Genomic DNA, 13,249 nt, shown 5'->3' with positions numbered 1-13,249 from the left:
AGCACTTGCTGTGCTGTGCAACGAGGAATACTATAACCACAAGCGTGCGACCTGTACAAATCCGCAGGTCACACGCTTTGTTGTTGTGGTTATTCTGCGTTGTAAGGGGTCTGTTCCAGGCACTTACGGAGGCGGAACAGGGTGGATTCCTTGCCCAGCAGTTCCGTGGATTCGAACAGCGGTGGGGATACGGCTGCGCCGGAGATGGCGACGCGGAGCGCGCCGTAGGCCTTGCGTGGCTTGAGTTCCAGGTCCTCGATGAGTGCCTTGGACAGGGCAGCTTCGATCGAAGCCGTATCAAAGGTCTCCAGCTCCGTAAGCACGGAAATGGCCACCTGGAGTGGCTGCACCGCGTCCTCTTTCAGGTTCTTGCGGGCAGACTTCTCGTCCAGCTCCAAGTCGGCGTCCGCAGTGAACAGGAATTTGACCAGGTCCCAGCCCTCGGAGAGGGTCTTGATGCGGGTCTGGGTCAGCGATGCCAGGAAGGCGAATTTCTCCGCGTCATAGGAAGCTGGGAAGGAGGTGTACTCCTCCAGGTAGGCACGGAATCGTGAAGCAAAATCCTCAGGAGACAGCAGGCGGATGTGGTCGGCGTTGATGGCGAGCAGCTTCTTTTCGTCGAAGCGGGCTGGGTTGGACAGCACTTCCTTGATGTCGAAGTTCTCCACCAGCTGCTGTACCGTGAAGATGTCTTCATCGCCGGCGAGGGACCAACCCAGCAGTGCCAGGTAGTTCAGCATGCCTTCTGGGATGATGCCGGCGTCGCGGTGGTTGAACAGATTGGACTGTGGGTCACGCTTGGACAGCTTCTTGTTGCCCTCCCCCATCACGAATGGCAGGTGGCCGAACTCCGGAGTAAAGGACGCCACACCGATCCGCTGCAGCGCCTCGTAAAGGGCAAGCTGGCGCGGGGTCGACGGCAGCAGGTCCTCACCGCGCAGGACGTGGGTAATACCCATGAGGGCATCGTCGACAGGGTTGACCAGCGTATACAGCGGTGCACCGTTGGAGCGGGCCACCACATAGTCCGGCTGGGTGGAGCCCTTGAAGGTGATCTCGCCACGGACGAGGTCGGTCCAGGTCCAGTCCTTGTCAGGCATGCGCAGGCGCCAGACTGGCTCGCGGCCCTCGGCCTTGAACGCTTCGATCTGCTCTTCGGTCAAGTCGCGGTCGTAGTTGTCGTATCCCAGTTTCGGATCCCGACCAGCTGCCTTGTGGCGTTCCTCCACCTCGGCTGCCGTTGAGTACGCGGGATAAACCTCACCGGCGTCGATAAGCTTGCGCAACACGTCGGCGTAGATGTCCATGCGCTGCGACTGGCGGTATGGTTCGTGCGGGCCGCCCTTGACGACGCCTTCGTCCCAATCCATGCCCAGCCAGGTGAGCGAGTCGATGATGGCCTGGTAGCTTTCCTCACTATCGCGTGCGGCGTCGGTGTCCTCAATACGGAAGATGAGCTTGCCGCCGGTGTGGCGGGCGTATGCCCAGTTGAACAGGGCGGTGCGCACCATGCCGACGTGCGGGGTACCAGTTGGGGATGGGCAGAAACGAACGCGTGTAGTCATGCTGGATAGTATAGAGCCTATGCGTCCGACCACTGCACCCGACTTCCTGCTTTCCCGCGCACATGGATCTGTACGCACCCAAGGATCGGTGCAAAGCTACACGGACCCGCGGGAGGCTGTTGCCGCGCTCAAGGCCGGTGAGCATGACATGGTGGTGGGCGCACTCCCCTTTTTGCGCGATGCCCCGGCGGCGCTGACGGTGCCAGAAAAGATCATCCGTGAGGACGGCCCCCTGGAGCCGCACGCTTACTACCGGGTGGGCCCCGGTTCTGAGCTGTCCGCGCAGGTGGCGGGCTTTGATCCGTCCCCTGGGGAGCATGAGGAGCGCGTCGCGGCGGCGGTGGGGACCCTGTCGCACACCCCGCTGGAGAAGGTGGTGCTCGCGCGCGCCGTGGACATCGACTTTGATTGCCCGGTAGATCCCCGCCTGGTGGCGGCGCGACTCATCGACAACTCCAGTCACTGCGACGGGTTCATCGCCGATCTGGGCCCCGTCGGCCGCGGCTTCCTGGTCGGCAGCTCCCCGGAGGTGCTGATTAAGCTGCAGGGTTCCACCGTCACGGCCTACCCGCTCGCCGGTTCTGCGCCGCGTAACGACGACCCGGTCCGCGATCACCTAGCCGGCGCTGACCTGCAGGCCAGCGCCAAAGACCTCGCGGAACACCGCTTTGTGGTCGAGCATCTGCTTCGGGCGCTGGAGCCAGTGTGTTCTTCCCTTTCTGCGCCATCCGTTCCAGAGTTAACCAAAACCGACGAGATGTGGCATTTGGCTACGCCGATCGTCGGCACGCTTTCTAAAGAGATGAACGCGCTGGAACTGGCCCTTTTGGTTCACCCCACCCCCGCAATCTGCGGCACCCCGGTCGATGCCGCCGAGGCGCTCATTGAGGCGGTGGAAACCCCGCGCGGTTTCTATGCCGGGGCTGTCGGCTGGTGCGACCGATCCGGCGACGGCGAATACATGGTGGCTATTCGCTGCGCGGAAGTGGCTCCCGACGGGCTCACTGCCCGGGCGTGGGCTGGTGGCGGGATCGTCTCCTCGTCAGATCCTGCCGCTGAGCTTGCGGAAACGGATGCGAAGCTACGCACCATCCTGCGCGCACTGGGCCTTTAGGACGAGATCATCCTTGTGATGCTTACCGTGGCCTTCACTCACGTGGCGTGCTTTCTTCTCCACGCTGATCTCCCAGTCTTCGCCAAGTAGCTCGCGCGCATTGTGCGGCATGAGGTAGTCCTCCGGCGCTTGGTGCTCCGGGAACTCGTGATGGAGCAGGACCAACGTCCCGCCCGGGTTCAAGGAGGCCTTGAGCTTCTCGCCCGCATCCTTGGCCAGCGGCACATAGCAGGCAACCACGAGGTCGAAGGTTCCGAGGTCTAGCTCCTCAAAAGTTCCCACATGCAAGGAGGCCTCGGGGCATGCCTTCCCCGCGCGCTGGACCGCGGTCGGGGAGGGATCAATTCCGGTCACCTGCCAGCCCTGTTCGTGCAGCCATGCGAGGTCGGCGCCTTCGCCGCAGCCGATATCCAGGGCAGTGCCGGGTTCCCAGCCGGTGACCGTGGCTACCAGGTTTTCGTTGGGATTGCCGGACCAGACCTGTTCTTTGGATGCGTAAAGCTCTTCAAAGTGTTGACTCATGACCTAACAATAGCTGGTGTGTCAGGTCACGAGCCTTGGGGATGGAACGTCGATAAGCCCGGCGCTATTGGGCGCAGCCTATATCGAAGCTTTCCTGCTGCTCGGAATACTTTGGCTTTTGCTCCCCGTACGTGACGCTGAGCTTGTTGTACACATCCAGGTTGTAGCCGCAGTTTCGCTTCTCGCTGACGGTGACAGTAACTGGGTACTGTTTCTGCTCAGCCTCGGCGCAGCTCGGGTCGCAATCATTGACCCATGCGTTGCCTCGTCCCTGGGCTTCTGGGGCGTTCCAGTTGTCCCAAGTGAGGTCGGTGAGCAGGTAATTGCCGTCGGCGCAGGCGAGGCTGACGCTCTCTGGCGCTCCCTGCTCAACAATGTTCACGCAACCCAGCAACCCTGCTGCCTGGACAGTGGTGGTTAACCCAGGGGCGATGAGGTTCTTCACTTCAATGAGCCGCCCGGAGGCTGGGAGCAAAGACATCTCCAGGCCATCTCCCTTGCGCTCAATGGTGACCACTTCATCGTTGGACAGCGCTTCCGTGGCCGGCTTCTTCGCCACCTTGTTGCCGGGCAATTCAGCGAGCATCCGGTAGAAGGCTTGCGTGGCCTCGGCATTGACGCCAGGCAGCATGAGGAATTCCAGGATGCCTCGCGCGGTGTCGTCGCCGTAGTGCTCGGCAACAATCTGCGCCAGTTTCCCGTTATCACCCGCAGCGATGTTCGCTTCCGCCACCATAGTGAGCGGTTCGCCATTGTGCGACTGCAACTGCTGTGCAAAAGTGCTCAGCTCGTTGCTGATAGGTCCCGGACTCGTTGCTACCTCGACCCGCAGCACGTTCGATGCATCGATTTTCATCGAGGTAGTCACCTCACCGCTGTTGTCTGCGTCCACGCGGCGCTGGAATTGTTGCCCGGCGATTCCTACCTCGGCCAAATCTGGGGCGCTCGCTGCGGCTTCGCTGGCCTGGAGGAGTACTTCCTGCGCATCGGCGGGCTGCGGGCTCAGCATTGGAACGGCCACGACGCTAGCCAGGACGAGCGCCGAGGCTGCGACAAGCACCGGCCACAGCCTCTTTACTCTTCGCGACGCCACATTCTCTGAAGCCTCGTCGCCGAGGATTTTCTTAAGGGTCTGTTCTTGGACCTGCTGTTGCTCGCTGGTGAGTTCTTCGTCTGGGACTGGATTGTGTTGACGCAGCAGTTTCAGGGCTCGGTGCTGCGCCAAATCATCGTTGGAAGTCATGATTGGGACCTACTGCTCTTTTCGTTGTTTATGGTGTTGCTCTGTCAATGCCTCGTTTAATGTCTTAGTGAGTCGGGCGCGAGCCCGGTGCAGCCGAACACGTGCCGCACCTGCTGATACCCCCAGCACTGCGCCAAGGTCAGCGCCCTCTAAGTCTTCCCACGCACTTAGTAACAGGATCTCGCGATCCTTTTCGTGCATGGTTTTCAGTGCCGCGGCAATGTCAAGGGCCTGATCTACCGCGTCGTTTTTGTCTGCGTGCTGCACAACATTATGTTCCAACGCCTGCATGGCTTCTTGGTCGTGGCCTCGGCTGCGATAGAACTCCAGCACCACATTGCGGGAGATTCCGTACAGCCAGGCCAACGGGGTTTTAGCTCGCCACAGGTCGCTGCGCTTTCGCCACGCCCTGGTAAACACTTCAGCAGTGAGATCTGGGGCAGTGCCTTCGTCGGTACGGCGACGCATATACGTCAGCACCTTCGGATACGTCTCGCGGTAAATCCTGGTGAAACGCGCAGCGTCTGATAACTCTTCTGAATTCACGTAACCCTAACTGTCTTACTTGAACTCTTCCAGGAGAGCTTCGCTACCGGATCCGTGTACATTCCTCTCCTCGATTCGGACCGTGCTTTCCGCTCCCGACGAGTCACACGTCACCGTCACATAGTGTGGATCATTTGGATCGGACGGTTGAACATCTGCTGGCAGTTCCAAGGTGCCGAGCAGGTTCGGCGAATCAGCTGCCGGATGCATGTCGCCGGACACACCAAAAGAGCTGGTGAACTTAGCTCCCGTATCCCCTTCCAGGCACGGAGAGATGACCGAGAGCTCAGCGAGAGGTGCAATGACACCATGCACCGCAAGCTCCACGGCTGGGGCAACTTTCTCCTCTTGCATAGTGCTGTCTGCTTCGGCTGGCTTCTGCCCACACGCGGACAATGCACACACTGCCACCAGAGCAGCGCCTACTCCTGCTACCTTCTTGCTGGACATTGCAAACATGACGACCTTCTTTCTTAAGGACTCGTACTTTCGCTGCCATTAAGGTTGTGAGCCTGCGAAGACTTTTGTTACAGCTTGTTTCCCTTTTCGGTCTCCATGTTGCTTGCAATTTTTTCAGGCGCGCAATTGCCTGGGTGCTGGAATTGATTGCAGGAGCGTTGACCCCGACATTACGCCCCCGAGGTAGCCCTAAAAATCCCCCCACCAGCCCGAACTTCGGGAGAGTAATGTCGGGGCGAAGATTAAGCAGCCATCACCCCGCCCCAATACCGTGACAGCTGAGGCAAATGAGACGGTTGCGGCTCCTGTGGCGCAAAAACGCCTCCCTAACCCCCGCCCCCTAGCCGCACATGTGAGAAGGCGAAACACAAAAGGCCTTCTCAAATAAAACCTATGCCCGCTCGACTGGGTTCCCCAGCTTGCCGATACCCGGTACTTCGATCTCGATGAAGTCACCAGGGAACATTTCCTTGGTGCCAGCCGGAGAACCGGTGGTGACAACATCGCCTGGCAGCAGCGTCATGGAGGCGGTGATCATCTCCAGGATTTCGCCAAAGGTTTTGATCATCTGGTTGGAGTTGGAGTCCTGTGGCGTGGTGGTCTCGCCGTTTTGCGTCAGGTGCGCCTTGATGGAGATGTTGTCGAACTCGAACTTGGACAGGTCGGTTTCGATCCAGGGGCCCATCGGTGCGAAGGTGTCGATGCCCTTGGCGCGTGCCCACTGGCCGTCGGCGAACTGCAGGTCGCGGGAGGAGACGTCGTTGAGGATGGTGAAGCCGAGCACGTAGTCCTGCCAGTCTTCTGCCTTGACGTTCTTGCACGGTCGGTTAATCACCATAGCCACTTCGCCCTCGAACTCGACCTTGGTGGCAAAGTCAGGGATCTTGATGGCATTGCCAGGGCCGATGACTGCGGTGGATGGCTTGATGAAGATGGTGGGAGGCAGGGACTCTGCACTCTTTTTGAACACCTCGGCTACATGGTCTGCGTAGTTACGGCCCAGTGCCACAATTTTGCCTGGCAGCATTGGGGCGAGCAGGCGAACCTCTGAGAGGGGCCACTCTTTGCCGGTATAAGTTGGGGCCTCAAATGGGTGGCCCGCAATTTGCTTGGCAGTGGTTCCTTCGTCATCAATGACACAAAAGGTCATTCCTTCTGGGGTGGCAATTCGTCCAATACGCATAGGTGAATCATACACATCTCATGGCTGCAGGTTGCTTAAGCTACCTAAGGAATATTTCTTTATAAGACATAGATACAGTTCCGCGCAGGCCAGGGCGTCGGTAAGTGCGTTGTGCGAACGGTAGTTGGGGAGCTCGTACCGGGCTCGGATGCGCGGAAGTCGCAGGTCCTCGCCGCGTGGGTAGGTTCCCATGCGTTCCATATGGCGGCGTTCGAGTGCGAAGGTATCCACGATGTCGGGCTTAAAGGAACGTCCTAGTGCATGGCGGAGGAAGTCTCGTTCGATGCTGGCGTAGTGCGCGAGCATCACTCGCTCCCCCAGCGCCTCCTGAAACACCGGGAGTGCCTCAGACAGGGGGACCCCGGCGGCGAGGGCGTCGTCGGTAAGCCCGTGGATACTCACGCTGGAGCTGACGTCAGCGGTGTCGGAGATGACGAAGTAACCGGCCCCGGAGAGGTCGATGACGTCGCCGTTGACGGGCACCCAACCGATGGACAGAATTTTGTCGCGTCCGGGTTTAAGTCCCGTGGTTTCGATGTCCACGGCGAGGAGCTGCAGGTCCGCCACTGCGGGGTTTGGCTTGAACAGTCTCATATGCTGCGCACCGGGAATTTCGTGGTCAACGCGGTCTGAATGGACTTGATCACCTGGAAGGCGTCGCGCAGATGCTCGCGGTCAAGCTTTCCGAGCGAGCTTGGGTCAACATGGTAACTCGCTTTCTGCCCGGAGCGGATTTGATCCGCCTGCCAACGCAGGGACATGGTGAAGAGGAACTCGTAGGCGTCGATAAGGTCGCTTGCCCCCTGCTGGGAAACCGCCTTCCCGGCGGCCGCGTGCAGCCGGTCGATCGTACCCACCTCAGGCGCGCCGGAAGCCAGCGCAAACAGTCGGCCCATCTGGACCACCGCCGCAATCCCACCCTTTTTCACATCGAGTGTGTGTGCATACTCCCCCGAGCGGTCCAGCACGAAGCCGCGGAAAAATCCCAGGGGTGGTTCCCGGCGCGCGGCGAGGGCGGCCAGGTGCGCGTGCATACGGCCAGCTCCCTGTGCCATCTCGACGGCAGCTGCATGGACTTCTTCCGCCAGTTCCAGCGAACCGTAAATTCCTCGGAAGTCGAAGAAGGTTTGGGCGTGCAGCAGGGCGTCGGGCTCGGGCGCGGTGATCCAGGTGCGGAATTTTGCCACCCATTCGGTCACCGTCATGCGCCATTGCGGGTTCATTGCCATCATGTCCCCTGGGCACAGCGCCTGGCCTGCTTTGTCCAGGCCGGTGCACACGAACTGGCTCAGCTGCTCAAAGTAGGCGCCGTGTTCGGCTTCGTTGTAGGAGTCGGACAGGACGAGGCAGTTGTCTTGGTCGGAGGCGAGTCCCATGCCGCGGCGCCCCTGCGAGCCGACCACAACGAAGCAGTAGGGTACGGGGGCGGGGCCGAATTTTTCCTCGCCGAGCTGCAGCAGCCTGCGTGCCAGGGCGTCGGCGGCGACGGTGAGCAGCGCGGTCACTTCCTCAGCGGATGCTCCGCGTTCGATGAAGCGCACCGCCACGTCAGCGGCATTGGAATAGACTTCCCCGAGCTCTTCGGGGGTGTTCCTGCGGGACAGGTCGGCGGTGAGGTAGATCGGGTCATGGCGCAGCAGCCGCATAATGTCGGCGGAGGCGACGATACCGACGAGCACGCCACTATCGACGACCGGTAAGTGGTGAATCCCCCGCTCTGCCATCATCAGCATGGCCTCAAAGGCGAGTGTTTCCGGGGTGGCGGTGATGGGATCCGGAGTCATGATCGCTTCTACTGGGCGCTGAATATCCCCACCGGTTGCCACGAGTTTGCGCAGGTCGCGATCGGTGATGATGCCTTCCAGGTGGGCTCCCGGCGCGATGAGGAGCGAGGATACGTTTTTCTGCTGCATGAGTGCAGCTGCTTCCTGGATGGTGGAGCCGGGGGCGATCTGGGCTGGTTCGGGGATCATGAATTCGCCGAGTTTGGTGCGGAGCACGTCGGCGCTGGAGCTGTCGCGGAGCTGGTTCGCCGCTGCGCGGATACGCGCACTTTGGGTGGCGTAGTGGCTGCGGAACAGGGGGTGCGTTTCGGCGACTTCCAGGAAGGGTTCGCGGGGCAAGCGCAGCAGCAGACTGTCTTCCACGGCGATCATCGTGTAGAGCGAGTCTGAGTCCTCGGGCAAGGTGGAGTATCCGAAGGAACGCCCTGCTTCACGACGGTCCAGCAGCACCCCATCCGCGTCCAGCACGTCGATCGCGCCGGAGCGGATCACGTACATGAAGTGGTTTTTCTCCCCCGCGTTGAAGATGACGTCGCCCCGGCGTGCGTAGGTCATGTCCATGCGCGCCGGGAGCGAGGCCAGGGTGGCTTCGTCGAGTTCGGAGAAGGGAGCGAAAGAGCTCAGGAAATTCTGGATTTCCTCCAGTTCAACAGTCATGCCATGAGATTAAACGCTGGCGGCGATCCTGTCTCCGATTTCGGAAGTTTTTACTTCGGTGCGGGTAACCACGTCGGCTTCCACTGCCTTCTCGATGCGCTCGGCGTTCTCAACGTCGCCCAGGTGGCGCAGCATGAGTGCGGCAGACAGGATCGCTGCGGATGGGTCGGCGATGCCCTGGCCGGCGATGTCTGGCGCGGAGCCGTGAACTGGTTCGAACATGGATGGGTAGGTGCGGGTGGCGTCGATGTTTCCGGAGGCTGCGAGGCCAATGCCGCCGGTGACGGCGCCGGCGAGGTCGGTGAGGATGTCACCGAAGAGGTTGTCGGTGACGATGACGTCGTAGCGCTGCGGGTCTGTCACCATGTAGATGGTGGCGGCGTCGATGTGGTTGTATTCCACCGTGACTTCTGGGTATTCGGTGGCCACCTCGGCCACGGTGCGTTCCCACAGCCCACCGGCGTTGACCAGCACGTTGGTCTTATGCACGAGGGTCAGGTGCTTGCGGCGGGACATGGCGCGCTCGAACGCGTCGCGCACCACGCGCTCCACGCCGTAGCGGGTGTTTTGGGATACCTCGGACGCGACCTCGTGTGGCGTGCCGACGCGCAGGTTACCGCCGTTACCGCAGTACAGCCCTTCGGTGCCTTCGCGGACGACGACGAAGTCAATCTCACCGGGGTTTGCCAGCGGGCTTGTCGACGTCGGGTACAGCTTTGCCGGGCGCAAATTCACGTGGTGGTCCAGCTGAAAACGCAGCTGCAGCAGCAGGCCACGCTCCAGCACTCCCGGGGGAACCTCGCCTGGTGCGCCGATGGCACCCAGCAAGATGGCGTCGTGTTCTTTCAAGGAATCCAGGTCGGCGTCGGTAAGCAGCTCGCCGTTTTTCAGGTAGCGGCGCGCGCCGAGGTCATATTCGGTGACCTCGATGTCATCGCGAACGGCGCGCAGCACCTTCAGGGCTTCGGCGGTGACCTCTGGGCCGATACCGTCGCCACCAATAACAGCAAGTTTCAACATCTGGGATTCCTTTCTCACTTCACGGGATAGAAGTGAGTGTAGCACGAATCAACCCAACATGGCAGCTACTTCCCTATCCGTCAGAACCGCCTGCTCAAACGACTCCCGCACCGCATCACGATCAAAGCCCACACCAATCAGCACGATCTCCGACCCAGGAGTTTGCTCCACCTGCGCCCACAGCGCGGCCGGACGGATCTCCAGATTCGGCCCCGCCTGCTGCCACGACTGCACCACGGTCACATCATTGTCGATCCAGCAAAAGCCCTTGGAGCGCACCAAACCACGCGAAGAACGCAGCGCCTTGAGCAAACGATCCTTATTAAACGGGCGATCGCTGCGGAACACGAAGGAGGAAATGCCATACTCCTCCGTCTCCGGGGTGTGCGGGGTAGCCATCTCCTCCGCAAACCCCTCATAGGTGCGGGCGGTTGCCTCGTTGTAGAGCCGGGAATCCAGCACCAGTTCCAAGTCCACCTCACCATGAGAGACGCGGACAATCTTCGCCCGCGGGTTCATAGCCCGCACCGTCTGGATCACCTTTTCGGTCTCAGTTTCCCCAGCAATATCAGACTTGGTAATCAAAATGAGGTCGGCAAACTCCACCTGGTCCACCAGCAAGTCGGACACCGTGCGCATATCGTCCTCGGTGGCGGCGCGGTCGGCGTCGGCAAGCTTTTCGCCCTTGCGGAGCATCGGAAGGAAGGAGGAAGCATCGACCAAGGTCACCATGGAGTCAATCGCCGCGATGTCTCCCAAACGGAAACCATCCTCGAAGGTCCAGTCGAAGGTGGCAGCGACCGGCATCGGCTCGGAAATACCCGTCGACTCGATGACCACGTGGTCATACTTGCCCGTCTTAGCAAGCTCAGTCACCGATTCAATGAGGTCCTCGCGCAGCGTGCAGCAAATGCAACCGTTGGACAGCTCCACGAAGCGATCCTCGCCGCGCGTGAGCTGGCCCTCCCCCTCCACGAGCGCTGCATCAATGTTGACCTCGGAGAAATCATTGACGATCACCGCAATCTTCCGCCCCTCGCGGTTCGCGAGGATATGATTCAGCAACGTCGTCTTACCTGCGCCAAGAAAGCCACTCAAAACAGTAACGGGAATTGTTTTCATGAGTGGTAATGGTAAAGGTTTCTAGCAACTGGGGCAAATGCTGTTATCTGGTTTGGCTGAGGCTCCAGCTGCCAGAGCCGGAGCCTTGTTGGGTTATTTATGCGTTGCCCCCGACATTACCCTCCCGAAGTTCGGGCTCGTGGACGCATTTTTGGAGCAACCTCGGGGGCGTAATGTCGGGGTCAAGCTTCCAGCGGGACGAAACGGCAGCCACAACACCTGACATGCCCGATTCCGAGATCCCCGGGAAGCAAAACTCGGATCTCGGAAGAAAAACATTCAAATAGCAAATTTGCAGCCTGAAAAGTTACCGAAACCCGGGTTATGCTTCCCGGGTTTTGCCCAAAAGAGGCCCCTAAAACAGGCCCCAAAAGGGGCCACAAACCCAGTAAAAGCTGTACAGCCTAGTCCAGGTCGAGCTGGAACTTGCGTGCCCCTCCCAGAGACTCGCCGATTTCCTCGAACAGCTCTTCTGGGACTTCCTGGTTTACCCGCAGCACGAGGATCGCGCCGTTGGATTCCTGGTCCAGGGACATGGCGGCGGCTTCCACGTTGATGTTTTGTCCGCCCAGCAGGGTGCCAACTTTACCCAGTGCGCCTGGGGCGTCTGGGTAGAACAGGAACAGGTTGTGGCCCGTAGCCCGCATGTCGATGCCACGACCGTTGATGCGGACAATCTTTTCCTGACGATCCAGGCCGGTGAGCGCGCCCACCACAGAAACCTTCGCTCCGTCTGGGGTAAAGGCACGGACCACCACGGAGGAGCGGTGGGTTGCGGATTCGGATGCCGTCTTGACCTTCAGCTCGACGCCGCGCTGCTCAGCGAGCTGTGGGGCGTTCACGAAGGTGACCGGCTGGTCGGTCTGGCCAGAGAACAGGCCGCGCAGCGCGGCAAGTCCGAGGACCTCGACGTTCTCGGAGGACAGTTCGCCGCGGGCTTCAACCTCAATGGAAACTGGCTTGCCATCGGCCAGGTGGCCCACGACCGATCCCAGCTTGCGGGTGAGTTCCATCCACAGGGAAACTTCTTCGCCGACTCGGCCACCAGAGACGTTCACGGCGTCAGCCACGAACTCGCCAGCCAGCGCCTTGAGGACGGATGCTGCGACGTCGGTACCAGCGCGGTCCTGCGCTTCGACGGTGGAGGCGCCGAGGTGCGGGGTGACCACAACTTCTGGGCGGCCGTACAGCGGGGAGTCGGTGCATGGTTCGGTCTCGAAGACGTCAAAACCTGCGCCGCGGATGTGGCCGGATTCGATGGCGTCGGCAAGCGCCTGCTCGTCGACGAGGCCGCCGCGGGCGGCGTTGATGATGATCTGCCCCTTCTTTGCCTTGGACAGCAGCTCGGCGTCGAACATGCCGGCGGTTTCCTTGGTCTTTGGCAGGTGGATGGTAACGAAGTCAGCGCGAGACATCAGATCCTCCAGCTCAGTCAGCTCGACACCGAGCTGCGCTGCGCGGGCAGGGTTGGCGTAAGGGTCGTACGCGATGATGGTGGTCTCGAAGGCAGCCAGGCGCTGGGCAAACAGCTGGCCGATGTGACCGAAACCGACAATGCCGATGGTCTTGCCGTAAATCTCCACGCCCTTGAAGGAAGAGCGCTTCCACTCGCCCTCACGCAGCGAAGCGTCTGCCAGTGGGATTTGGCGCGCGGTGGACAGCAGCAAAGAGATAGCGTGCTCACATGCGGAGTGGATGTTGGAGGTTGGTGCGTTGCACACCATCACGCCACGCTCGGTAGCGGACTGGATGTCAACGTTGTCCAAGCCCACGCCCGCACGGCCGACGATTTTCAAGTTAGGTGCAGCGGCGAGCACCTCGGCGTCAACGGTGGTAGCGGAGCGCACCAGCAGGGCGTCTGCCTCTGGTACAGCAGCGAGGAGTTCGGCCCGGTTTGGACCATCTACCCAGCGAACTTCAACAGCATCTCCGAGCGCGTCAACGGTGGACTGCGCAAGCTTGTCGGCGATAAGAACTACAGGACGGTCATTCGAGGCCACGGATACATCTCCTGATGATGGAATTTGCCACGAC

12 protein-coding genes are annotated in these 13,249 nt (G+C 60.6%); 1 reads left to right on the top strand and 11 read right to left on the bottom strand.

From position 1 onward, the window contains the following. Positions 1-89 precede the first annotated feature (89 nt). Entirely contained in the window at positions 90-1,565 is a 1,476-nt protein-coding gene (gltX, locus tag HW450_RS12670; protein ID WP_182385961.1) for a glutamate--tRNA ligase, read from the bottom strand. Between gltX and HW450_RS12665 the strand changes: the two genes are divergently transcribed. Beyond that, positions 1,564-2,679, top strand: coding sequence for an isochorismate synthase (locus HW450_RS12665; RefSeq protein ID WP_407926248.1), 1,116 nt, complete (start codon positions 1,564-1,566; stop codon positions 2,677-2,679). The genes gltX and HW450_RS12665 overlap by 2 nt on opposite strands. Here the strand turns inward: HW450_RS12665 and HW450_RS12660 are convergent. From HW450_RS12660 to serA, 10 genes are all read right to left on the bottom strand, one after another. Next, positions 2,647-3,201, bottom strand: a complete 555-nt coding sequence (locus tag HW450_RS12660; RefSeq protein ID WP_182385960.1) for a class I SAM-dependent methyltransferase — start codon at positions 3,199-3,201, stop codon at positions 2,647-2,649. The two genes, HW450_RS12665 and HW450_RS12660, sit on opposite strands and share 33 nt — an antisense overlap. A gap of 64 nt (positions 3,202-3,265) precedes the next feature. Continuing rightward, positions 3,266-4,444: a hypothetical protein gene (locus tag HW450_RS12655; protein WP_182385959.1), complete on the bottom strand. Its 1,179-nt coding sequence runs from the start codon at positions 4,442-4,444 to the stop codon at positions 3,266-3,268. A gap of 9 nt (positions 4,445-4,453) precedes the next feature. After that, positions 4,454-4,990, bottom strand: a complete 537-nt coding sequence (locus HW450_RS12650) for an RNA polymerase sigma factor (RefSeq protein WP_232843273.1) — start codon at positions 4,988-4,990, stop codon at positions 4,454-4,456. Positions 4,991-5,005: 15 nt separating this feature from the next. Beyond that, on the bottom strand, positions 5,006-5,449 hold the full coding sequence (locus HW450_RS12645; RefSeq protein WP_182385958.1) for a hypothetical protein: 444 nt from the start codon (positions 5,447-5,449) through the stop codon (positions 5,006-5,008). A gap of 391 nt (positions 5,450-5,840) precedes the next feature. Continuing rightward, complete coding sequence (locus HW450_RS12640) at positions 5,841-6,632, bottom strand: fumarylacetoacetate hydrolase family protein (protein ID WP_182385957.1); 792 nt, start codon at positions 6,630-6,632, stop codon at positions 5,841-5,843. A gap of 18 nt (positions 6,633-6,650) precedes the next feature. Next, complete coding sequence (locus tag HW450_RS12635) at positions 6,651-7,226, bottom strand: exonuclease domain-containing protein (RefSeq protein ID WP_182385956.1); 576 nt, start codon at positions 7,224-7,226, stop codon at positions 6,651-6,653. After that, a complete protein-coding gene (locus tag HW450_RS12630; protein WP_182385955.1) occupies positions 7,223-9,073 on the bottom strand; it encodes a DUF294 nucleotidyltransferase-like domain-containing protein in 1,851 nt (616 codons plus the stop codon). The genes HW450_RS12635 and HW450_RS12630 overlap by 4 nt, the downstream gene beginning before the upstream one ends. A gap of 9 nt (positions 9,074-9,082) precedes the next feature. Then, positions 9,083-10,090: a 3-isopropylmalate dehydrogenase gene (locus HW450_RS12625; RefSeq protein WP_182387554.1), complete on the bottom strand. Its 1,008-nt coding sequence runs from the start codon at positions 10,088-10,090 to the stop codon at positions 9,083-9,085. Positions 10,091-10,141: 51 nt separating this feature from the next. Next, on the bottom strand, positions 10,142-11,215 hold the full coding sequence (locus tag HW450_RS12620; protein WP_182385954.1) for a GTP-binding protein: 1,074 nt from the start codon (positions 11,213-11,215) through the stop codon (positions 10,142-10,144). Positions 11,216-11,619: 404 nt separating this feature from the next. Continuing rightward, a complete protein-coding gene (gene serA, locus HW450_RS12615) occupies positions 11,620-13,215 on the bottom strand; it encodes a phosphoglycerate dehydrogenase (RefSeq protein WP_182385953.1) in 1,596 nt (531 codons plus the stop codon). Positions 13,216-13,249: the final 34 nt, after the last annotated feature.

The organism is Corynebacterium hindlerae (assembly GCF_014117265.1).
In the GTDB taxonomy this organism is placed as follows: domain Bacteria; phylum Actinomycetota; class Actinomycetes; order Mycobacteriales; family Mycobacteriaceae; genus Corynebacterium; species Corynebacterium hindlerae.
Note: the sequence above shows the minus strand (reverse complement) of the source record. Positions and strands in the feature narration are given on the sequence as shown.